This window comes from Marinimicrobium agarilyticum DSM 16975 (genome assembly GCF_000423345.1).
GTDB classification, from domain to species: domain Bacteria; phylum Pseudomonadota; class Gammaproteobacteria; order Pseudomonadales; family Cellvibrionaceae; genus Marinimicrobium; species Marinimicrobium agarilyticum.
Genome location: NZ_AUHU01000011.1, coordinates 14,784 through 36,792 on the forward strand (window position 1 = coordinate 14,784; position 22,009 = coordinate 36,792).

26 protein-coding genes are annotated in these 22,009 nt (G+C 60.9%); 21 read left to right on the forward strand and 5 right to left on the reverse strand.

Annotated elements, in window-relative coordinates:
- Window positions 1-4 precede the first annotated feature (4 nt).
- From gspF to G547_RS0112075, 21 genes are all read left to right on the forward strand, one after another.
- A complete protein-coding gene (gene gspF / locus G547_RS0111975; protein WP_027330063.1) occupies window positions 5-1,240 on the forward strand; it encodes a type II secretion system inner membrane protein GspF in 1,236 nt (411 codons plus the stop codon).
- A gap of 33 nt (window positions 1,241-1,273) precedes the next feature.
- Complete coding sequence (gene gspG, locus G547_RS0111980; protein ID WP_036188346.1) at window positions 1,274-1,726, forward strand: type II secretion system major pseudopilin GspG; 453 nt, start codon at window positions 1,274-1,276, stop codon at window positions 1,724-1,726.
- Window positions 1,726-2,301: a prepilin-type N-terminal cleavage/methylation domain-containing protein gene (locus G547_RS0111985; protein WP_036188350.1), complete on the forward strand. Its 576-nt coding sequence runs from the start codon at window positions 1,726-1,728 to the stop codon at window positions 2,299-2,301. Before gspG ends, G547_RS0111985 begins: the two co-directional genes overlap by 1 nt.
- Window positions 2,298-2,711 carry a type II secretion system minor pseudopilin GspI gene (gspI, locus tag G547_RS21230; protein WP_051235352.1) on the forward strand — a complete coding sequence of 138 codons (414 nt, stop codon included), beginning with the start codon at window positions 2,298-2,300 and terminating at the stop codon, window positions 2,709-2,711. Before G547_RS0111985 ends, gspI begins: the two co-directional genes overlap by 4 nt.
- Entirely contained in the window at window positions 2,695-3,393 is a 699-nt protein-coding gene (gene gspJ, locus G547_RS0111995) for a type II secretion system minor pseudopilin GspJ (RefSeq protein WP_027330066.1), read from the forward strand. Before gspI ends, gspJ begins: the two co-directional genes overlap by 17 nt.
- Before the next feature lie 7 nt (window positions 3,394-3,400).
- Window positions 3,401-4,471 carry a type II secretion system minor pseudopilin GspK gene (gspK, locus tag G547_RS21235; protein WP_051235354.1) on the forward strand — a complete coding sequence of 357 codons (1,071 nt, stop codon included), beginning with the start codon at window positions 3,401-3,403 and terminating at the stop codon, window positions 4,469-4,471.
- 15 nt (window positions 4,472-4,486) lie between these two features.
- The gene (gspL, locus tag G547_RS0112005) at window positions 4,487-5,740 is read left to right on the forward strand and encodes a type II secretion system protein GspL (protein WP_027330067.1); all 1,254 of its coding nucleotides are present in this window, start codon (window positions 4,487-4,489) and stop codon (window positions 5,738-5,740) included.
- Window positions 5,737-6,219, forward strand: coding sequence for a type II secretion system protein GspM (gene gspM / locus G547_RS0112010; RefSeq protein WP_027330068.1), 483 nt, complete (start codon window positions 5,737-5,739; stop codon window positions 6,217-6,219). The genes gspL and gspM overlap by 4 nt, the downstream gene beginning before the upstream one ends.
- 15 nt (window positions 6,220-6,234) lie before the next feature.
- A complete protein-coding gene (locus G547_RS22735) occupies window positions 6,235-7,014 on the forward strand; it encodes a type II secretion system protein N (RefSeq protein WP_051235357.1) in 780 nt (259 codons plus the stop codon).
- A 15-nt stretch (window positions 7,015-7,029) separates the two neighbouring features.
- A complete protein-coding gene (locus G547_RS0112020) occupies window positions 7,030-8,034 on the forward strand; it encodes an FAD:protein FMN transferase (RefSeq protein WP_027330069.1) in 1,005 nt (334 codons plus the stop codon).
- A 111-nt stretch (window positions 8,035-8,145) separates the two neighbouring features.
- Complete coding sequence (locus G547_RS0112025) at window positions 8,146-8,715, forward strand: hypothetical protein (protein WP_051235383.1); 570 nt, start codon at window positions 8,146-8,148, stop codon at window positions 8,713-8,715.
- Complete coding sequence (locus G547_RS0112030) at window positions 8,712-10,595, forward strand: tetratricopeptide repeat protein (protein WP_027330071.1); 1,884 nt, start codon at window positions 8,712-8,714, stop codon at window positions 10,593-10,595. Before G547_RS0112025 ends, G547_RS0112030 begins: the two co-directional genes overlap by 4 nt.
- The gene (locus tag G547_RS0112035) at window positions 10,592-13,444 is read left to right on the forward strand and encodes a tetratricopeptide repeat protein (RefSeq protein WP_027330072.1); all 2,853 of its coding nucleotides are present in this window, start codon (window positions 10,592-10,594) and stop codon (window positions 13,442-13,444) included. The genes G547_RS0112030 and G547_RS0112035 overlap by 4 nt, the downstream gene beginning before the upstream one ends.
- On the forward strand, window positions 13,431-14,099 hold the full coding sequence (locus G547_RS0112040; protein ID WP_051235360.1) for a tetratricopeptide repeat protein: 669 nt from the start codon (window positions 13,431-13,433) through the stop codon (window positions 14,097-14,099). The genes G547_RS0112035 and G547_RS0112040 overlap by 14 nt, the downstream gene beginning before the upstream one ends.
- Entirely contained in the window at window positions 14,096-14,392 is a 297-nt protein-coding gene (locus G547_RS21245; RefSeq protein WP_051235363.1) for a hypothetical protein, read from the forward strand. The genes G547_RS0112040 and G547_RS21245 overlap by 4 nt, the downstream gene beginning before the upstream one ends.
- Window positions 14,393-14,566: 174 nt before the next feature.
- A complete protein-coding gene (locus G547_RS0112050; RefSeq protein ID WP_027330074.1) occupies window positions 14,567-15,253 on the forward strand; it encodes a MotA/TolQ/ExbB proton channel family protein in 687 nt (228 codons plus the stop codon).
- A gap of 47 nt (window positions 15,254-15,300) precedes the next feature.
- Window positions 15,301-15,819, forward strand: coding sequence for an ExbD/TolR family protein (locus G547_RS0112055; protein WP_027330075.1), 519 nt, complete (start codon window positions 15,301-15,303; stop codon window positions 15,817-15,819).
- Window positions 15,816-16,328, forward strand: coding sequence for an ExbD/TolR family protein (locus G547_RS0112060; protein ID WP_027330076.1), 513 nt, complete (start codon window positions 15,816-15,818; stop codon window positions 16,326-16,328). The genes G547_RS0112055 and G547_RS0112060 overlap by 4 nt, the downstream gene beginning before the upstream one ends.
- The gene (locus tag G547_RS23410; protein ID WP_027330077.1) at window positions 16,328-17,296 is read left to right on the forward strand and encodes an AgmX/PglI C-terminal domain-containing protein; all 969 of its coding nucleotides are present in this window, start codon (window positions 16,328-16,330) and stop codon (window positions 17,294-17,296) included. Before G547_RS0112060 ends, G547_RS23410 begins: the two co-directional genes overlap by 1 nt.
- A 75-nt stretch (window positions 17,297-17,371) precedes the next feature.
- A complete protein-coding gene (locus G547_RS0112070) occupies window positions 17,372-17,554 on the forward strand; it encodes a PLDc N-terminal domain-containing protein (RefSeq protein ID WP_027330078.1) in 183 nt (60 codons plus the stop codon).
- Window positions 17,555-17,763: 209 nt separating this feature from the next.
- Window positions 17,764-18,597, forward strand: coding sequence for a putative porin (locus tag G547_RS0112075; RefSeq protein WP_169449446.1), 834 nt, complete (start codon window positions 17,764-17,766; stop codon window positions 18,595-18,597).
- 33 nt (window positions 18,598-18,630) lie between these two features.
- On the opposite strand, the gene G547_RS0112080 is transcribed toward G547_RS0112075, so the two are convergent.
- The 5 genes from G547_RS0112080 to G547_RS0112100 are packed head-to-tail and all read right to left on the reverse strand — an operon-like array spanning window position 18,631 to window position 21,823.
- Window positions 18,631-19,809: a DUF3570 domain-containing protein gene (locus G547_RS0112080; protein ID WP_027330080.1), complete on the reverse strand. Its 1,179-nt coding sequence runs from the start codon at window positions 19,807-19,809 to the stop codon at window positions 18,631-18,633.
- Entirely contained in the window at window positions 19,796-20,029 is a 234-nt protein-coding gene (locus G547_RS0112085; RefSeq protein ID WP_036188355.1) for a DUF4266 domain-containing protein, read from the reverse strand. The genes G547_RS0112080 and G547_RS0112085 overlap by 14 nt, the downstream gene beginning before the upstream one ends.
- The gene (locus G547_RS21250) at window positions 20,026-20,502 is read right to left on the reverse strand and encodes a TlpA family protein disulfide reductase (RefSeq protein WP_036188358.1); all 477 of its coding nucleotides are present in this window, start codon (window positions 20,500-20,502) and stop codon (window positions 20,026-20,028) included. The genes G547_RS0112085 and G547_RS21250 overlap by 4 nt, the downstream gene beginning before the upstream one ends.
- 23 nt (window positions 20,503-20,525) lie before the next feature.
- Window positions 20,526-21,167 (reverse strand): outer membrane beta-barrel domain-containing protein, encoded by a 642-nt coding sequence (locus tag G547_RS0112095; protein ID WP_027330082.1) that lies wholly within the window; start codon window positions 21,165-21,167, stop codon window positions 20,526-20,528.
- Complete coding sequence (locus tag G547_RS0112100) at window positions 21,137-21,823, reverse strand: SH3 domain-containing protein (protein ID WP_245573474.1); 687 nt, start codon at window positions 21,821-21,823, stop codon at window positions 21,137-21,139. The genes G547_RS0112095 and G547_RS0112100 overlap by 31 nt, the downstream gene beginning before the upstream one ends.
- Window positions 21,824-22,009 lie beyond the last annotated feature (186 nt).

The window sequence follows — 22,009 nt, forward strand, 5'->3', positions numbered from 1 at the left end:
GACCATGGGTGCCTACAGTTATCAAGCGCTGAACGAAGCCGGCAAGACCGTCAAAGGCATGCTCGAGGGAGACTCCGAGCGCCAGGTCCGCAGCCAACTGCGCGCGAAAAAACTGAAGCCGCTCTCGGTCAGCAGCGTATCCGGCGGGCGCAAAGCCGCGGCGGCGGGTGGCGATGGCATCAGCGGTATGCGCCAGCGCTGGCGCGCCAAGATGAACGCCCGGGATCTGAGCCTGGTTACCCGGCAGCTGGCGTCCCTGGTCAAGTCCGGGCTGCCCCTGGATGAGGCGTTGCAGGCGACCGCGAAGCAGCAGCAGAAGCCCAACAACAAGCGCATACTGCTTCAGGTGCGCACCAAGGTGCTCGAAGGTTTCAGCCTGGCCCAGGCCCTCGGGGAAATTCCGGGCGCCTTCGACAATATGTACCGGGCCATGGTGAAGGCCGGGGAAAGTTCGGGCTTTCTGGCGCCGGTGCTGGAGCGCCTGGCGGATTACACCCAGAGCAACCAGCAGATTCAGCAGCGCCTGAAAATGGCCATGATCTATCCGCTGGTGCTGCTGTTTATCAGCGTCTCGGTCATTATCGCCCTGATGGCGTTTGTGGTGCCCAAACTGGTCAGCGTGTTTCAGCAGGGCGAGCGGGATCTACCGGCACTGACCCAGTTTCTGATCTCGGCCAGTGACTTTATCACCAGCTACGGGCACTACACATTGCTGGTACTGGTTGCCCTGGTGTACGGGTTTAACCGGCTGCTGCGTAACCCATCCCGGCTGCGACGGTGGCACCAGATCAAATTGAAAATGCCGGTGATCGGCAACCTGATTCTGCAGATCAACTCGGCCCGGTTTGCGGCGACTCTGGCGCTGTTGTCTTCGAGCGGTGTGCCCTTGCTTCAGGCCCTGCGCATTGCCGGGCAGGTGATGACCAACAAGATCATGCAGGAGGCCTGCGAGCGGGTCGCCGAAGACGTTCAGGAAGGGACCAGCCTGCACCGCTCGATGGAGAACTCCGGCTTTTTTCCACCCCTGCTGGTGCAACTGGTGGCCAGTGGTGAAACCAACGGCACTCTGCCTGAACAGTTGGAAAACGCCGCTCAGGACCAGGAACGGGAGTTGGAAATGATGCTGGGCATGGCCATGGGCCTGCTGGAGCCCTTCACCGTGGTATTTATGGGTGGCGCGGTCTGCCTGATCGTGATGGCGATCCTGCAACCAATTTTTGAAATGAACAGTCTAATCTAACGCGAGAACGACACAGTGAGCGGAGTAACAGCTATGAACCGGAACATCCAACGCGGCCAGGGCGGCTTCAGTCTGATTGAAATCATGGTGGTGGTCATCATCATCGGCCTGCTGGCCAGTATCGTCGCCCCTGCGGTGCTCGACCGTGCCGATGAAGCGCGGATTCAAAAAGTCCATGCGGACTTCAAGGCCATTCAGACCGCACTGAAACTTTACCGGATTGATAACTACACCTATCCGACCACGGAGCAGGGACTGGAAGCACTGGTCAACAAACCGACCATGGCCCCGGAGCCGCGCAATTGGAAACAGAGTGGCTACCTGGATGAGCTGCCGCAGGACCCCTGGGGCTCGCCCTATCAGTATCTGAGCCCGGGTGAGACCCGCGAGTACGACATTTACACCCTGGGTGCCGACGGCATCAGCGGGGGCGAAGACCAGAATGCCGATATCAGCGTCTGGGACGAGAGCGCGCAAGGCAACTGATGAACACCGTCGCCGCGCAACAGACTCGTCAGTCGGGGTTTACCCTGGTCGAGCTGTTGGTGGTGATGATGATCATCGGCATCGCCATTTCCATGGCGACCCTGTCCATCGGCGGTGACGATGCCGCCAGCCGGGCCGAAGAAGAAATTGAAAAGTTTCTGTTGGAGGCCAGATTCGTTTCGGAGCAGGCGGTGCTCGACTACGAATTGATCGGCCTGTTCTGGACGCCGCGAACGCCCGGAAACAGCACCCGCCAGCGCTGGTGTTACGAGTGGCGGCAACAGCGCTATCAGGAATGGACTCCCGTCAGTGATGCTCTCGAGGAGCATTGCCTTCCCGAGGGCATGCAACTGGAAATCCGGGTGGAAGGCGAAGAGTGGGAATATGACCCGCGGGATGAGGAACCCTCGCCGGTGCTGATTTTTGCCCCGAGCGGGGAAGCCACGGCCTACGAAATGGCCATACTGCCCGATGGGGTCGATGCCGGTGAGGCCCAGCGGGTCGAAGTGTCGCCCCTGGGGGATGTGACCTGGCTCAATCGCGAAGAACGGCGGAAATGGGAGCAGGATTTATGAGCCCCAAAGCCAAGCGTCAGCGAGGGTTTACATTGGTCGAGGTGATGGTGGCCCTGATTATCGTTGCCGTTGCCCTGCCGGCGTTTCTGACGTTGGTCATGACCCAGCTCGATGGCACTGCGTCCATTCGCGATAAAACCATGGCCTACTGGGTCGCGGAAAACGAACTGACCCGGCTACGGTTGCTTAAAAAGTACGGAACGGATTATCGCCTGCCCGACGAGCAACAGGGCACGGTCACTCAGGCGGGCCTGGAGTGGCGCTGGCAGTTGGAAAATGGGCCCATGAAGCTGGGGGAATTCGGCGAGATGCCCGAGTTTCGGCAGATCGAAATTTCAGTATCGCCTGCAGCCCAGGAAGACAATGTCATGGCCAGGCTGACGGGAGTCTTTCGTGAAACGACCCCGTAGCGGCGTGCGTCAGCAAGGTTTTACCCTGCTGGAAATGATGGTGGCGCTGGCCATTGCCGGTGCCATTGCGGTGATGGCCTATCAGGGTTTGACCGCCGCCAGCAACGGGGCCGAGCGCAGTCGGCAGATCATGGACCAGATCAACAGCCTGGATCGGGCCTGGCAGTTGATCGGGCAGGACTTTCGGCACATCGTGGTTCCCAAAATGGGGCCAACGGGACTGAGCAACCCCTTTGAGGGGGATCCCGAAGGGGCGCTGGCGAACGAGGAGCGCATCCTGCGGTTTACGCGACACTCCTGGGCCAACCCATTGGAGCGCCTGCGCAGCGACCTGCAGGAAGTACAGTACTGGCTTGATGAGGACCGGACCCTGTGGCGCCTCTACCGGCCGGAGCGAAATGAGCCCTACGATGAGTACGAGTTTGAGGAAGAGGCCGTCAAGATGCGTTTGCTGGAGGACGTGAAACTCCTGGAGATGCGGTTTTTGTCTCAGGCCTACGTAGCCCGCTCTGGTAAAGGTGCTCTGCAGGGCGATGACTATACCCGCGACTGGTCCAAGGCCTGGCCGGACCCGGATCAGGTTGGCGGTGATCCGGCGGCGTTGCCCTATGCGGTGCTGCTGCGGATTGAAGTAGAGGGGGTCGGAGTCAGTGAACGCCTGTTCGAAATCGTCAATCCCTAGGGCGGCGGTGGGCCCGGGCAGAGAAACCGGTGCCGTACTGATTATGGCGCTGCTGATTGTCAGCGTCGTGGCGGGCCTGGCGGTCAAGTTTACCGCCGACTATCAGCTCGGTCTGGCCAAAGCGGAAAGCCGCTGGCTCGGGGCGCAGGCGCGCAGTCACTTGCTGGCGGCGGAGAGCATTGCCGAGTTTGTGCTATCGGAAGAGATGGACCCGGACCCGGCGGTGGATTATTACGAAGAAGGATGGGGTGTGACCCAGGATATTCAGCTCGACGGCGTTTGGGTGACCGTGGCCATTACCGATGCCCAGAGCTATATCGATCTGAACAGCCTTGGAAAAGATCTGCCGGATGACAAAGCCATCACTGACCCGACCCGGTATTCGGCGGCCCAGCGGCGGTTTATCCGTTTGTTGCAGACCTTTGAGGACCAGATTCCTCTAAACCCGGCGGAGGCCGCGGCCGTGGTGGAAGCGATCGTCGATTGGATGGATACAGACAATACCCCCAGCGGCTTCGCCGGGGCCGAAGCCGACTATTACATCGGCCTGGAAACCGAGTATCAGCCGGCGAACCAACCGTTCTCCTCGGTCGATGAACTTCGGTTGGTACGGCACGTGAGCGAGGACTTGATGCAATTGATCCGGCCCTACCTGGTGGTTCTGCCCGGCCAAGGGCAGGCGACGGTGCCGATGAATGTGAACACCATGCCCATGCGATTGTTGCGCACCATCAATGGGGAGAACGACCTGACGCCGCTGGATCCGATGCAGGTGGAAATGCTGCTACAGGATAAGGCGCAGCAGGGCTTCTATCAGGACGTGAACACCTTTCGGGGCAGTCAGATCTGGCAGAGCCTGGGCGTGACCCCGAATACGTCGGATTTTGGTGTCACCACCAGTTATTTCATGCTGGAGGCGGAAGCCACCATCAATGAGCAACGACGTGCGATGCGCAGTATCTTGAAGCGTCAGAACGACACGGTTGAATCGATACAGCGCAAAGATATTTACGAAATCACCCGGTTCCCGGAAACGGCAATGCCGGCGAACTCTCAATCAGCGACGACACAGCAATAAGCGAATACACAGTTTATGGCCAATCAACTTGTGCTTTACGTCAATCGGGCCCAGGACCAGTTCCGCTGGTGCTGGCTCGACAGCGAATCCCGGCCGCTGCTGGACAGCTCGGCTTCCGGGGACCTGGAAACGCTGGTGAATACCCTGGGCGAGGGGCATCACAGCGCCTGGCTGTTGGTGCCGGGTAATCAGGTGGTCACGCGCGAATTGGAATACGCCGAGGCGGAGAAAAAGCACCTGCGCAAGCTGTTGCCCTTTCAACTGGAAGAGAGCGTCATCGGCGATATCGATCAGTTCCACTTTGCCCTCGGTCAACCGAAAGACGGTCGGGTGATTACCGCCTATATGGAAAGCGCCTGGTTGCACGAGTTGTTTGGCCGTCTATCCGAACACCACATCGAAATCCAGCATGCCTGGCCTCTGCCACTGGCGTTGCCACTACCCAAGGAACCGCAGCCGGCGGAGTCCTACCCCTACTGGACACTTCAGCTCGAGGGTGACGTGCTGATGGTTCGCTACGCGCCCAACCTCGGTTTCAGTGTCGAGCGCGAGCAGGCCCGGATGAGCCTGCAGATGTTGCTGACCGCCCAGAATCGGGTGGACAACCTGCCGCACCTGTCCCTGCGGGCTGCCACCGATGCGGATCTGGTGGCCTTGGAGTCGCTCTTGCCGGAAGAGCTAAAAGACCGGGTCGACGAGCAGGCGGTGGTGCAGCTCTGGCAATTGGACCTGCACCAAACCGGGCTGCTCGACCTGTGCCAGGGCGAGTTTTCCCAACGTCTGCCGGTGGAGCGTTGGTGGCGGGACTGGCAAGGGGTGGTGGCCGCGGCGGCCGCCTGCCTGGTGCTCTACATCGGCGCCACCGTGTACGAAGTGAAAACCCTGGAGGCGGAGAATATCGAGCTTCGCCGCAACATCGAGCAGGTTTACCGGGGCGTCGCCGGTCAGGGCAACCTGGTGGACGCCGAGCGCCAGCTCAAGCAGCGCCTCTCGGAGCTGCAACCCACCGCGAGTGGCGGCCGGGTGACTCCGTTTTTGGGGGATGTCTTTCCGGTGCTGGCGGGGACTGATGGGGTGACAGTGAGTGCAGTTTCCTACTCCGCCCGCAGCGGTGAACTGAGCCTCAACATCCGCGCCCAGACCTTCAACGCCATTGAAACCCTGCGCAGTCAGATGCAGGAGCAAGGGCTGGAGGCTCAACTGTTGAGTTCCAGTTCGCAGGGCGATGCTTACAACGCCCGGCTGAAAGTCGGCGGAGGTCGCTCATGAAGGCTTTTTTTGATTGGCTCTCCCGCTACAACCGGCGCGAACAGACGGTCATGCTGGTGGGCGGTATTGCTGTTGTGCTTTATATCCTGTGGAAAGCGGTACTGGTGCCGGTGTCCGAGTGGCGCGAGCAGCAGGTGCGCTCCAATAACGCCGTGAGCCAGAGCCTTGGGCGCGTCGAGCTGCTGGCGGCGCAAATGCGCCAGGCCGAACAACAGGCGCAATCGGCCACCCGCGACGACAGCAACATCAGCGCCCTGGTGGACTCCAGCCTGCGCGCGAACAACCTCAGCATGAGTGGCTTTCAACCGGGAACCGGCGGCCAGGTACGGGTCCGTCTGGACGAGGTACCTTACGACCGTTTTATGCAGTGGCTGTATGAAATGGAATACCAGCACGACGTAAGCGTGGTGGATTTCTCCATGGCCGGTGCCAGTGAACAGGGCCGGGTAACCGTCAACATTCGCCTGCAAAAGAATTAACTCGACGACCTGACTATGTGGACTAACTTTTCCAAATTCATTCCCTCGCTGCGCTGGATTCTGGTGCTCGTGGTGTTGACGTTGATTTTCGCCATCGCCCGGATTCCCGCCACCTGGGCGGCGCACTTTATGACCCAGGGCAACACCCTCGGCCTGAGCGGGGTACGAGGCACCGTCTGGGAAGGTCAAGCTCGGATGGCCAGTATTGAAATCGACCGGCAGCACTATTCTCTGGGCACCCTGAAGTGGGACTTGAGCCCGCTGTCGTTGTTGACCCTGACCCCCTGTGCGGACGTTAATGCCAGCCTGGAGACACAAAACATTGAAGGCCGGGTCTGTGCCGGACTCGGCGGCAAGGTTCGGGTGAGCGACACCAGTATCGACGCGCCCGCCAATCTCGTACAGGCCGGTCTGCCGTTTCCGGTGGATGGGCAACTCTCCGCCAATATCCAGTCCCTGGCCATGGCGGGCGGGCAGATGCAGAATCTCAAAGGCAACCTCAGTTGGACCGGGGCTCGGGTCCAGGCCGAAGGAGCGTGGGTGACCCTGGGTAGCTATGCCGCCGAAGCCCGCTTTGATCCGGAACAGAACGCCATTGTCGCGGACGTCTTTGACCTGGAGGGGCCCATCGACATTGAGGCGGAAACCCGCCTGCCGCTGGCCGGAGGCATATTTGTCAAAGGTCAGATGGAAATAACCGACGACTTCAGTGACCAGATTCAGGCGCGCGAGTGGCTGCCGATGGTGCTCGACCATCAGCAGGACAACCGCTATAACATCGACCTGCAGTTCTAACAAACCGGGGGTGCCATGAAAACCCGACTCGTCGCGGTGCTCGCGTGGCTGCTGCTCAGTCTGCCAGTCTCGGCGGAGTGGTTCAGTGATGAGCAATCCATCATGGGGACCCAGATTGTCGTTCGCCTCTGGCACGCCGACGCCGAGGTGGCTCAGGCCGCCATAGCGGCTGTTATGGAGGAAATGCACCGGATCAACCGCCACTTCAGCCCCTATCTCGAAGACAGTGAACTCTCCCGCCTGAATCGCGAAGCGGTGACCGCTTCAAAACAATCCCCTCTGTCCATTAGTGAAGAACTCACCTGGCTCCTGGCCCAGTCCCTTCGTTATGGGGAGCTGACCGATGGCGCCTTCGACGTGACCTTTGGTTCGGTGGGTCGGTATTACGATTACCGCAAAGGGGAGCAGCCGGATAAGGCGGCGAGGGAGGCGCTTCTGGCCGCCATTGACTACCGCAAAATTCGCTTGAAGGCCGAGGCGCGGGAGGTTTACTTCGAGCACCCCAAACTCTATGTGGATCTTGGCGGTATCGCCAAGGGCTATGCGGTGGACCGGGCCATTGCAGTGTTGCGCGAGCGCGGCATTGAGCACGCCAGCGTCGGCGCCGGCGGCGATACCCGCCTGCTGGGCGATCACCGGGGTCGCCCCTGGCGGGTGGGCATCAAGAATCCGCGCGCGCCCGATGATGTGGCGATCATGTTGCCGCTTGAAAATGAGGCGATTTCCACCTCCGGGGACTATGAGCGCTACTTTATCAACGAGGAAGGAGAGCGGATTCATCATATTCTGAACCCGCGCACCGGTGCTTCTGCCCGGGGTGTTGCCAGCGCCACGGTGCTTGGGCCCAACAGTATCGATACCGACGCCCTGTCCACCAGTGTGTTCGTAATGGGCGTCGAATCGGGGCTGGCTCTGATTAATGGCCTTGCGGGGTTTGAGGCGATTGTCATCACCGCCGAGGGCAAGGTGCACTATAGTGAGGGCCTGATGGCTCCTCAAGCGGGTGAAAGCGGGCCTTAAGAAAGCCAAGTGTGCGCGCCGTCACAATTCCAAAGGCTTGGGGCCACTAGAATAGAAAGCCGTTGTATGCTGCGCCAGCACGCGCGTTATTTTCGCTTGGGAGAACACTCCATGTCGTCTGACTCACCCCGCTCTCGGCGGCGTCTGTTCCTGTTGCCGGGCTGGTGTCTGGTGCTCGTCAGTTTGTGCCTGTTGCCCTTGACGGTGACGGCCCAAGAGGAACCGGACGAGGCGGCCCTGGAGGCCTCCCTCGAACAACTGAAAGAAGATACCCTGGCGCTCAATCGCGATCTGTTGATCCTCGAAGAAGAGCTGCTCTACCCCGCCAGCAGTCAGGTGGCGGTGTACCTCTCAATGGACCTGGGCGAGCTGTTTCATCTGGACAGCGTTCGCGTGCAGGTGGACAGCGAGCCGGTAGCGGCGCAACTGTATACCGATGCCCAGCGCGAGGCTCTCCACCGCGGCGGTGTCCAACGCCTGTACCTGGGCAATCTCAACTCCGGAAGCCACGAAATCAGCGCGGTGTTCACCGGTATCGGCCCCGATGGCCGGGACTATAAGCGTGGTGCCCGGCTCGAGGTAGAGAAAGGCCAGGAGCCCCTGATTCTGGAACTGAAGATCGTCGACTCCACCACCAAGCTCCAACCGGTGTTTGCCATTGAGGAATGGGCGCTGCAATGAAGCAAGGGTTGCGTCGGCTGGGCCTGATGTCAGTGACGTTGCTCCTGCCCGCCTTGAGCGCGGCGCAGGAAGCCACTGACGGGCAGGCGGCGCTGCACGAAGGCGTGGCGCGCTACCATTACTATCAACAGGAGTACCTGTCGGCCCTGAGCGAGCTGATGGTGGCCCGCTCCCGGGGGCAACTCGAGGCGGGGCGGGGCGCGATTCTCGAAGGCGCCATTCGCCTCGCATTCGGTATGTCCGGCAGTGCCCAGCGCCAGCTTGACCCTGCCCTTCAGGACAAGCCCGAACAGCGAGCGGCCGCCACCTTTTACCTGGGGAAATTGCACTACCTGCGTGGTAACTGGCAGGCCGCCTCCGAAGTCTGGAGCGGGCTGACCGACCTCGATGCCCTGGCACCCGAGCTGGCCCGCGAGCAGCGGGCGCTCGAGTGGCAGTGGCGGCTGCGTACCAATGCTCCGCGCCCGGTCGACGCCGATAGCCTTTGGGACGAGCTGGGCGACTGGGCTCCCCAGATTCTGTACAACCTGGGGGGCGCCTATGCCCGTGCGGGAGATCACCGGCAGGCTCGAGTCTACTACCGGGCCCTGGTGGACTCCGCGCCTCCCCGATTCTTTTCCGATACCGAATACCTGGCCCTGCGCGATCGCGCTTTCACTGCCCTGGGGTTCAGTCATCTACTTGCTGGCGAGTTCGCTCGGGCCGAAGAGGCCTTCGATCAGGTCCGTCTGACCCGCGACGATGCCGAACAGGCTCTGCTCGGTTACGGTTGGGCCGCGCTCGAGCGCGGCGACCCGCGCACCGCCGTGCGTGCCTGGCAGGCGCTCAGCAAGCGCTCACTGACCCAGAGCGCGGCTCAGGAAGCGTTGGTGGCACTTCCCTATGCTTACACTCAACTGGAGGCGCCCGCCTCGGCCCTGGCAGCCTACGACAGTGCGGAGCAGCGTCTTGAGGCCGAGTTGGCACGAGTGCGTGAACTGGCCCAAGTGCTGACCCCCGAGTACCTATTGGCCCAATTGGGGAGCGATGAGGCCGACAGCCATATTGTCATGCGCGGCCAGGAAAACTGGCTGACACTCACCGAAACCGCGGTGGCGCTGAGCCCCGACCCTTACCTCGCGGACTGGGTTAACCAGAGCCGGTTTCAATCCCGGGTTCAGGCGCTGGCGGACCTGAAAGATCAGGAGCACCTGCTCGCGCAGTGGCCGGACAAGTTGTCTCACTACGCCGAGTTACTGAAGAGCAAGCGCGATCTGCGCCAGGCCCGGCAGGCGGATGTTGAGCGTGAGTCCCTCTGGCAGCAGGCCGAAACCTTGCGCCAGCGCCGGGCGCCGTTGGCCAGAGAGCTTGCCCGCATCAAGCGCGAGCGAGATGTGATCGCGCTCGCAGACGAGAACACCCGTGCGCTCTATGAGCGCACTCAGGGAGCGCTGGCCCGCCTTGAGCGGCTGATCGCGTCGGGCAGAACCGATGGCGCACGCGAACAGCGCGCGCGCCTGAAACTCTACGAGGGCATCCTGTTGTGGCGGGCCGCCCAGAATTACCCCGCTAACCTCTGGCGCACCGAGAAGCCCCTGCGGGATCTCGACCGGGCACTGGAAACACTGGCGGAACGTCAGGCGCGGGTCAGTGCGATCGTGAATGAGAATCCGGATATCGCTCCAAGCCTGGCGCGAATGGCCGGCCTGGAAGCTCGTGTGGCCGATCAACGTGCCCGCCTGAGCGCGGCGCGCCAGAGTCGGGCCCAGGCTCTTGCCGATAGCCTGCAAGGGCATCTCGATCGGCATCAGAAGCGCTTGACCCAATACCTGGCCCGGGTGCGCCTGGGCGCGGCGCGGCTGCAGGATCAGGCGCTGCGCGCCGGGGAGGCCGGCCAATGAAGTGCTCCCGCTTGTCCCTCACCATAGCGCTGGTGGGTGGCACGTTGTTCCTGTCCGCCTGCGGAAACTTTGCGCCGCGCTCCCAGGGGCTGTCCGCGCTGCCCGAAGCCACTTTGCCCGAACGGGGACAACGAATCACACCCGAGTCGGCGGATCGCATCGCCCGCCGTTATGAGCAGGCCCTGGTGGCGACCGATGACCCGGCGATGCAAACCGATATTCGCTGGCGCCTGGCGGACCTGGCCATGGCGCGAAGCGAACGGGCGCTCGCCGAGTCCGATAGCGTGGAAGCTCAGTTCGAAGCGCCCATTGAGCGCTACCGGGCGTTGATTGGTGATTACGAGAATGGGCGGTGGCCCGAGGGCCTGCCCGAGGCGGACAGTCTCTATTATCAACTGGCCAAGGCCTACGCCCTGGACGGGCGCATGGTCGAGGCCAACGCCACGCTGGCGTCCCTCGCCCAGCGCTTCCCGGAATCGCCCTACTACGCCGAAGCGCAGTTTCGCCGGGCCGAGCGGGCCTTCTCCGTGGGGGACTACGCCACGGCCGGTGCGCTTTATCGGGAGCTGCTGCCCGGCGAAGGGCCCATGCCCGAGTTTGGCCAGAACGCGCTCTATATGCGCGCCTGGGCGCAGTTCAAGCAGGCGGAGTACGAGCGGGCACTGGAGAGCTTCGCTCAGGTGCTCGATTACTTATTGCCAGAGACGGACACCCCCGTGGCGCTGGAGCAGGCCTGGAATAGGCTCGATAGTGCCCAAGCGGAAGTGGCCGGCGACGCGCTGCGCGCCATGGCACTGTCGTTCGCCTACCTGGAAGGGCCAGATAGTATTCAGGCACTGGAGGCGCGCATCGGCCCCCGGGTCTACGAACACAAACTCTATCAGCGCCTGGCGGAAACCTACCGAGAGCAGGAGCGTTTCCGCGATGCCGCCGATACCTACATCCGCTATGTGGAGGAAAACCCCAACAGCGATCTGGCACCGGCATTCAGCCTGAGCGAAATCGAGACCTATCGGGAAGGGCGCTTCCCCAGTCTGATCCTACCCGCCAAACAGTCCTTTGTCCGCCGCTACGGCTTGCTCAGTGCCTTCTGGTTTGAGCGCGGCGGTGAGCCGGGCGAGCTAGTGGAGCAGCACCTGCACGACTTCCTGACCGAGCTGGCCAACTACCAGCACGCCCGGGCCCAGCGCCTGGCCGATGAAGGCGTCAGCGCGCCGGAACGTCGCCAGGCCTTTGCCAATGCCGCCACCTGGTACCGGGAGTTTGTCGCCACCTTCCCGAACGATCCGGCCGTACCCGAGCAACAATTCCTGCTGGCGGAAGTGCTCAACGAGGCCGAGCAGTGGCCCGAAGCGCTGGAAAACTATGAGCAGGTCGCCTTCGTTCATCGGGACGCGGAGTACGGCCGCGAAGCCGGCTACGCCGCGGTACTGCTCTCCGGACAGCTCTCCGAACGGGCTGGCCCCGAGAACCTGGAGTGGTGGCAGCGCCGTATGACCGTCGGTCGGCTATTCGCCCAACGCTACCCTGAAGACCCTCGCTCCACTGCCGTGCTCGCCAGTATGGCCCGCGGGCAGCTCGAACGGGGCTATTTGGAGTCGGCGTCGGACCTGGCCGAATCGCTTTTGGCCTGGCATCCGCCGGCGAGCGAGGAGGAGCAATTTACCGGCTGGCTGGTGTTGGGCCACAGCCGCTTTGACCTGAACCAGTACGCCGCCGCCGAGAATGCCTATTGGCAGGTGCTGGAGCGCTGGCCGGCCGCCGGCGTCGCCTCGGACGGCGCGCCCACGCAGGCCGAAGTCCGGGAGCGGATCGCCGCCAGTCTCTACCAGCGGGCGCGCACGCAGCTCGATCGGGGCGAGACGGCCGAAGCGGTGGCCTTGCTGCAGCGCATTCCCGACGAACTGCCCAGTACCGATGTGGCGGTTCAGGCCCAGTTCGACGCCGCCCACTACCTGCTGGCACTGGAGCGTTGGGACGAAGCACAACAGGCCCTGGAGCGGTTTCGCCGCGTGTATCCCGACAGCCCGCTGCAGTCCCAGATTCCGGCCCGGCTGGCCAAGGTCTACCGACAGCAGGAAAACTGGGTGGCCGCCGCCGATGAGCTCCGCCGGCTGGAGCAGACCTCGGACGATCCCGCGTTGCAGAGAGAGTCGCTCTATCTGGCCGCCGAGCTCTATCAGCAGGCGGGCGAAGTGGAGCAGGCCATCGACAGCTACCGCCGTTACGCCCACACCTACCTGGAGCCGGCCGCGGACCGGCGCGAAGCGGAATACCAGTTGACCGAGCTCTACCGCCAGACCGGCGAGCCCGAGAAGCGGGATTTCTGGTTGCAGCGCCTGGTGGACAGTCACAATGCGAACGATGGTCGATCCACCTATCTGGCCGCGTTCGCGGCGAGTGAATTGGCCGAAGACAGCTTCCAGGCGTTTTCCCGTATCAAGCTGAATCTGCCCCTGAAACCCAGCCTGGATCGCAAACGGGCCGCGCTGGAAAAAGCCCTCGCGGAACAGCAGGCGATTCTGGATTACGGCGTGGCCGAGTTCAGCACCGGTGCCAGCCATCGGATGGCGGCCATTTACCACCAGCTCAGCCGGGACCTGATGGACTCCGAGCGACCCGAGGGCCTGGGGGTGTTGGAGCTGGAGCAGTACGACATCCTGCTGGAAGAGCAGGCCTACCCCTTCGAGGAGAAAGCCATCGATCTGTATGAAATCAACGCCCGGCGCACTCAGCGGGGCGTCTACGATCAGTGGGTGAAACGCAGCTTCGAGGCGCTGGCGCAGATACTGCCGGCGCGCTACGGCAAAGAGGAAAAAGTGGCGGAGGTCAGTCGTGGGGTGTATTGATCGCCGCCGCCTCGCGCTGGCCGCCATTCTGATCGGGTTGTTGACCGGTTGTGCGACCGCGCCCGACACGGCCCCGGAGACGGTCGATGCCAGTGAAGCCAGTGCGCCTTCGGCTCTGCCGGAAGGCCCGGTCACGCCCAACCCCTACGCACAGATGGAAGTCAGCGTCAGCGCCGAGGCGCGGGCCGAGTTCGAACGGGCGCTTGACGCCATGCAGAGCGAGCAGTGGGGTGAGGCCGAGCAACGCCTGCTGGCGATGACCGAGCAGTACCCGACGCTCTCAGGCCCCTGGGTCAACCTGGGCAAGGTGTATGCGCAAACCGGCCGCTCCGACGAGGCGGTGACCGCGTTGGAAAAAGCAGTGGCGCTTAACCCCAATAACCTGGATGCCTACAACCAATTGGCCCTGCTCAAGCGCGAAGCGGGTGAGTTCGAACAAGCCGAGGCACACTATCGGCGGGCCCTGAGCGTCTGGCCGTTTCACGCTCGAACCCATCTGAACCTGGGGGTGTTGCTGGATCTGTATCGGGGACGGGGTCAGGAAGCGTTGTTGCATTATCGCGCGTATCAGCAGCGCCAAGAAGAAATGGACCGGCAGGTGGCCGGCTGGATCGTGGACCTGGAGCGCCGGTTGGCGGCTGAGGAGGAACAATGATACGTGTTTGTTGCTGGCTTGCGGCAGGACTGAGTCTGTTGCTGACACCTATTGCCTGGGCCCAGGACGAGGAGCGCTTGCAAGGGCCGATTATTGAACTGGAATCCCAGGTCACCGGTAATCGGGAGCAGCCTCAAGTCTTTAACGTGGTGCCCTGGCAGACGCCGGACAGTCCGGTTCCGGGCTACAATCCGCTGCAACGCCAGTTGGACACGGTCTTTGGGCATCTGGAGCGGGACGAACTGCAGCGTTCATTGGAGCAATCGCAGGAATCGAGTGACGTTGATCAATAGACGGCGCAATATTCCTCTAAAAATACAACCTGAATCACAGATTGGCTGTGGCCAAGTCGGCATAATCATCCGACGGGCGCCAGCCTGACACGACAACAAACGATGGGCCTTTGCCGCTTTGCCGACTGGCAGCGAACGGGCCGACGACACGCTTGAATCTTGAGGGCAATACGCATGGATTTCATCACTGTACCGCTGCGCTTTTTTCAAAACGGCGGCCCCTTTATGTACCCCATTGCCATCGTGCTGGTGGTTGGCCTGGCGGTCGCGCTGGAGCGTTGGATCTATCTCAGCCACGCCAAAAGCTCCAATCGCAAGGCCTTTCAGCAGCTGATGCCGCTGCTGAAAAAGCGCGATTACGCCGGCGTGATGAAGCTCGGACAGACCTCCAGCGCGCCGATTGCCCGTATCATCAGTGCCGGGGTGGCCCGTATGAGTCAATCCCAGCGCCGGGACGATATCGAACTGGCCATGGAAGAAGGCGTCCTGGAAGCCATGCCCCGCCTGGAAAAGCGCACGCCCTACCTGGCGACCCTGGCCAACATCTCCACCCTGCTCGGCCTGCTCGGCACCATCATCGGTCTGATCGCCGCCTTTACCGCCGTGGCCGAAGCCGACCCCTCCGAGAAAGCCAACATGCTCTCGGGCAGTATTTCCGTGGCCATGAACACCACCGCCTTTGGCCTGATGGCAGCCATCCCGCTGTTGCTGTTCCATGCGACCCTGCAGACCAAGACCACCGAGATCATCGACAGTCTGGAAATGGCCGGGGTCAAGTGTCTCAACCTCATGGGCGTCGGCACGGTGCAACGCACCGCCACCAAGCCCGGTACTGCCGATACCGCCGCGAGCAAAGGTTGATCGTCCCCCGGGGCGGTTTCAGAGACCACTAAAGGACAGCAAACGCGATGTTTCATCGACGGCGCCATCGACACAAAGAAGAGGCCGAGCTCGACATCACCTCCTTTATGAATCTGATGATCATATTGGTGCCGGTGTTGTTGATGAGTATGGTCTTCGCGCGGATCACCGTGCTCGATATCCAGTTACCCAAAAGCGTGACCAGCGAAGCGAGTGAGTCCGACGAACCCAACGAGCGGCTCGAGCTGGTCATTCGCGAGGACTACTTTCAGGTCAACTTCCCCGCCGGCCAGCCGGTAGACCGGGTGCCGTTTGTGGACGGCGAGCCGGATACCGAAGCGCTCTCCAAACTGTTGCAGTCGGTCAAGCAGACACTGAAAAATGAAGGCATTGAGAAAAACGATATCCTGATTCTCTCAGAGCCCGACACCCCCTATCAGACGCTGGTCAGTGCCATGGATACCGCCCGCTCTTTCAAGGCGGTCGTGGCGGCGTCCGTGGTGGATGCGGAGCTGTTCCCGGTGATTTCCCTGGGTGATGCCCCGGCGCAGGAGGCGAGCGAATGAAACAGTCCATGCGCGCTCGCCGAATGGCCCGGCACCACCGGCGGATGAGCAAGTTGCCCAAACTCAACCTGGTGTCCCTGATGGACATCTTCACCATCCTGGTGTTCTTTCTGCTGGTCAATTCCGCCGAAGTGGAAGTGCTGAGTCGGGACAAAAACATCGAGCTGCCCGCCTCGGTGGCGGACCAGCAGCCGGATGAGAGTCTGTTGCTGGTGGTGGGCGGCGACCAGATTCTGGTGAATGGTCGCCCCGTGGCCTCGGTGGACGAGGTGATGGCCCAGGAGGAGGAAGAAATTCCCGGCCTGGCGGAAGAGCTGGCGTTCCGCGCCGAGCAGGCCCGCCCACTGACCGAAGCGGAAGAAGACGTTGGTCGGCCGATCACCATCATGGGTGACAAAGGCATTCCCTATCAGCTACTCAAAAAGGTCATGGCGACTTGCGCCGCAACCGATTACCGGGACATCTCGCTGGCGGTGGATCAACAGGTGGCGTCCGGGGGTGAGGAGTAATGGCTCTGTACCTCGGCCCCAATACCGAACTGCCCTGGGAATCCAGCGTCGAGGAAGACCGGACCTTCAAGCGTCTGCTGCGCGCGCTGCTGATTGTGCTATTGGTGCTGGGGTTGATTGTTCCTTTCGTGCCCCTGCCGGAAATCAGCCGGGAGGAGAAGCAGGAACTGCCTCCGCAATTGGCGCGGGTGATTCTGGAAAAAGAACAGGAGCCGCCGCCTCCACCCCCGGAGCCAGAGCCCGAACCCGAGCCGGAACCGGAGCAGCCCGAGGAAGAACCGGAACCCGAACCGGAGCCCGAGCCGGAACCGGAACCGGAAGAGCCGCCTCCGCCGCCGCCACCCAGTCGCGTTCAGGAAGCGCGGGAAACCGCCTCGCGCAGCGGCCTGATGCAACACCGGGATGCCCTGGCCGCCATGCGCGATACCCTCGACACCAGTCGGGTGGAACAGGCAGCGTTGTCGGAAGGCCAGTCCGAAGCGGAGCGTCCCGAGCGCAACGTTATCGAAGGCCAGGTCGCCAGCGACAGCGGCGGCATCACCACCGATAACCTGAGCCGGGACACCGGTGGTGGCGGTGAACTGGCCCAGCGTCAGACCACCCAGGTGACGAACGAATCGGAAATCCTGGCCGCCGCCGAGGCAGCGGAGGAGACGGCCGGTGGTTCCCGCGAGCGGGCGGCGCGCAGCGACGAGCAGATTCGTCAGGTGATTGACCAGCATATGGGCGGCATTTTCGCCATCTACAACCGGGAGCTCCGGTCTGATCCGCTGCTGAAGGGGAAATTGGTGGTGCGGATGGTGATCGAGCCCAGTGGTGAAATTTCCGAGGCGAGAATCGTCTCCAGCGAGCTCAACAACGACACTCTGGAGCAGCGCCTGCTGGCTCGCATCCTCCTGATCACCTTCCCGGATGCGGATGTGACTGTCACCCAAGTGAACTATACTTTCGATTTCTTGCCTAGGTAAGCGCTGGAATCTCTGATAGTCTCATTGACTTGTGGGATTATCAGAGATCTCTTACACCTGAAAGGAGTGAGCGTTATGTCAATCGAAGTAACTGGTATTCTGGGTGCGATCCTTCTCATCTGTGTGATCTACGCCCTCTTGCAAGTCGCCCAGAGCAGTGAATCCAGTACTGCCAAACTGGTCTGGATCCTCGCCCTGCTGTTCATCCCCTTCCTCGGTTTTGTCATCTGGTTGTTTATCGGCCCGCGCGCCAAGTAACGCCGGCATGGAGGTCTTGTCTTTTTGTCGCACAAGACCGTTTTAGCATCGACTGCCCTGGAAAAGTTATGTCAACGCATGGCGAGGTTGTGGAACTTACAAATCATTTGCGTACACTAACCAGTCGGGCCCAAGAGTGAGGGGCCGTTACGGGATATGGCATCAGGAGTTTTTGCCAGATCGATGAAATGCGATTTATGGAGATTTTTATGACTAGAACGACGCAAAGAATAACGAAGTATATCCTCCCTGCAGTGTTTTTGCTTCCCGCCGCTAATGGCCTCGCTGATGAGTATCAGTGGGAGCTCGATGCGCACTTTCATCAAACGGATACGTCAACGACGGACATAGACAATATGTCCGTCTCGGGAACGTATTATTTTTCACCGGTGGAGACTCGTGATCACCCTTTAGCAGAAGCGGCGTTTCTGGAGCGCCGGAGCAGCTTGAGTGTCAGGCAGTCTCGTGTTGATCGTTCATCTCGCGACCGCGAGATCACGACGGAGCTTGGCAGCTATACCATCCGCGGCACGGACTCAACGATCGATACAACGGATGTCAGTGCCGAGGTCTATGTGCCGGGTGACCTTTTTTATGTTGGACTGACAGCCCGTCGCTTTGACTATGGGTCGGGCTTGCCGTTGTCCAGTGACACGACCTGGAACGCATCGCTTGGCCTGACGCCGATGGAGGGGCTTTTGGTATACAGTTCCTTTTACGAGGATCAGGATCTGGACGAGAGCTGGAACCTGAACGCCAAGTATGTGTTTGATCATTTCGGGCCAACGCTAGCCATCAGGGCAAACTACGATTACAGCGACTTCGGTCAAGACCAGGCGTCGCTCGCCTTGGATTACTATGTCGACCGGACACTGAGCGTGGGCTATCGACGCTCTGAGGGAGTGGGTAGTGGGCCGAGGGTGACCGATACCCATCAGCTGAGCGTCAGAAAATTCTTTACCGATCGGTGGAGCCTCTCCGGCTTTTACTATGACGTTGGAGAGCTGGACGGTTTCGGTGTCGAGGCTGCGGTCCGGTTTTAACTATGCAGGCGTTATCCGAACAAGCGGATAATGTTAAAACCAGAACGATAAATAAAACCGAATGACGTTGGCGTCGAACTCGTACAAGGGTTCTTCGCCGGCGGCGTATTCTTCCGGTGATACGGTCACGTCTCTGAAGTTGTCGTACTCGAATTGGATGTGATCCCAGAACAGGTTGATGGTGCTTTTCTCAAAGCCGGGAACAGCGCCTCTGGGCAAAGTGTAGGTCACCCCCGCCGCTAATGTTGTCGAGTTGAACGGCCCCATCTCTTTATCGCGGGCCATATAGTTCTGGGCATCCCGGAACGGAAACAGGTCGCTATAGAAATCCGCGCTGGTCTGTTGGTAATCCCGCCATTTGAGTTCCACTAGCCAATTGTCCTGCAGACTGTGGGTGTAGCGCAGCTCAATGGTGTCCGCTTCGATGGCCCAGTTGTCTTCAAAGTAGCGGTATTCACCCCGAATGGCCGAGCGCCGGTTGGGCAGGTGGTAAATGGCCCGCAGGGCGTAGGCGTCGCTGTTGCGGGTGTTGGGGTAGACTTCCGGCTGATAGCTGTAGCCGCGCGCGCTGGTGGGGTCGCGGTAACGGACCTGGCGATAGGCGTTATTGAGAAAGCCTTCATCCACCACCGCTTCGTAACTGAAACCGGCGATCAGGTCCGTTCGTAAGATCTGGGAAATGTTGATGCCATAACGACGGCGTTCAAGAAAACGCTCGAAGTCGGGACGATCGTTGCGGCCGATCACATCGTCGCCATAGCTGGTGTTCAGGCTGATGGTGGTCAGGTCCCCAAAAAAGGTCTGGGTGATGCCGAAACTGTAGGTGGTCGCGTCGTAGTCGTTTTCTTCACTGGACGCCCAACCCAGGCTGATCAGGGTCCGGTCGTTCAGGTATTGCAGACCGGCGTTGTACTCGGTGCGTTCTTCGGCGTAGGGGCTCGCGGCCGAGTTTACATCGACGCCAGCGGCTTCCACATCGATGGACGCGCCGCTGACGGTGTCCACATAGTATTTGCCGGACACCGATACCGACTCGCCCAAACTCTTACGCACGAGAACTGACGGTCCGTCGATTTTTACGCCGCCGCCGTCGTAGCTGTGATAGAGGATATCGATGCGCTCCTCCGGCAGCACGGCGCTGAGCGCCGGGGTGCTGAACAGAATCAGCAGGAGGGCGAAGCAGCACTTGAGCTGCTGCTTAGTTACAGCCACAGCCGCCTCCCGCACTGCCGTCGGCACCGCGACCGGCTTCCCGAGCGTCGTGAACGTGACCCAGGTAGCTGCTGGCGGCCGGGTCACGGTCAAAACTCATGATCGGGTCGGCCAGTTTCTGGCGCTCGTAGGGTTGCACCCAGGGCTGCACACTGCAGGCGCCCAGGAAAGCGCACAGCGCGCAGAGGAGGAATGCCCGGCTGTAATGGTTTTGTTTCATTCCCGAATCAATTCCCGGATCTGTTTGCGGTATTTTTCTTCGTCACCTTCTTTATAGCCTCGGTTGACGTAGCGAACCTCGCCGTCGCGATCCACCATGACGGTGGTGGGCATGGCGCTGACCTGGTAGGTGCGGCTGACGTCGCTTTCCGGGTCATACAGAATCGGGAAGGAGACACCCACGTCTTCCAGAAATTTCTTGGCGGCGGCAGGGTCCTGCTCGACGTTGACGCCGAACAGGGTGAAGCCCGCATCTTTATAGCGGTCGTACAAATCGTCCAGTAGCGGCATTTCCTTGCGGCAGGGCGCGCACCAGGAGGCCCAGAAATTGATCATCACGACCTTGCCGCGCTGCTCTTCCAGGCGAATGTTTTCCCCGCTGTCGCTCTTCAGGGTGAAGTCCGGCGCCGTTTCGGCGTGAGCCATGGCGGTAAAACCAAGGGTGGCGAGTAACAGGATACGAACCAATCTCATGGGGTTGCCCTCTTGTATCAACACTAGAAAAAGACCGAGACGCCCAAGCGCGCCTCGAGATTATTCACTTCCACTTCCCGGCCGAACAATTCGTGCGTAAACACGTGCCCGCGCATGCCCAAATCGAACGCCAGCCAGTCGGTGGCAAAGAGCTTAAAGCCGGCACCCAGATTGTAAGTGAAGTATTCCTGCCCGGCGAACTCGGTATTGCCGGCGCCGCCAATCACATAGGCGCTGGTATTAAAGCTCCAGTTTTCACTCAGGTAGATCTGCCCCGGCAGAAAGTTATAGCCGAGAGACAGATTGTAATAGGTGTACTCTCGCTGGTCTTCGGTCAACAGCTCCACGGCGCCGCTTAACAGCTCGTAGCTGGTTTCGCGGGTTTCGGTAATGCCGTAGTTGGCCTGCAGGAAAAAATCCTCACTGACGTGATAGCTGAGGCTCGCCCCGGCGATGTCGTTGCTGCCAAAATCCTCCACGCTCATCAGGCCGTAGAACACCCCGAACTCGAAGTTCTCGGTATCGAGATCCCGTTCACTGAGCGACCGGCGTTCTTCGTCCGGGCCGACGATATCGCCCAACGGGCCATCGTCCTGGGCGACGGCCAGCGGCGCGCTACCGGCCAGGGCGAGCCCTAGAAGTAGACGTTGAAACCGATTTGCCATTCGATGACCTCTTCGTTGGTATCACGGCTGGTGAGTATCTGATGCTGGGTGGCGTCCAGGCGCAGGAAGAAGCGCCGTGTCAGGTACACGTAGGTGCCGAGGCTGGTTTGAAACAGGTTGTCTTCCCGGTCTTCGGCTTCAACCAAAGTGGCGCTGGGTTCGATCCGTATTTGTCCGGTGCCGAGCCGAAAGTAGGGGGACACGCGCCATTCGGGAAAGGGTTGGTGCATCAGGCCGACGCTGAGTATCTGGCTGTCGGAGAATTGCCCGGTGTTTTGCGACAGGCGCAGGTCGGCGGTCAGGTGTTCGGTAAAGCGAAAGCCGGCGTTGAGGCTGAGGGCGTCGGCGCCGTCGAAGTCGCCGGTGGCGAAGCCGATTTCCCAGCGCCGTTCGAGGTAGTCGTCCTGGGTGGCGGCGGCAATGTCGGGGACCTGGCCGCTGGCGTCCTGGGTGTGGGCGAGGTTGTCGATGTGGATCCAGCCGCTTTTGCCGCGCCGTGTGGTCACTTTGATCCAGTCGGTGCGGCGTTTTTCCAGGGTGATTTCTTCGTCTTTTTCGATGATGTAAAAAACGGGATAACCACGACCGGGGCCGGTGTGGACGTCGATAAAGGTATTGGCGACGGTGACTTTCGGATCATCGGCTTGGGCACTCAAACAGAATAGAGTGAGGAGAACAGCCGTTAGAGACGAAATAAGCTTCTTTGCGGCGGAGGGTCCGGGCCAGCGAGGGAGAGACCTTTCCAAGACACGCCGTGAATACATCCCTGTAGGCTCGCAACCGCGAATCCCACGCTCTACGGTCTTGGAAAGGTCTCTCCCTCGCTGTCCCTCAGTGCTGCG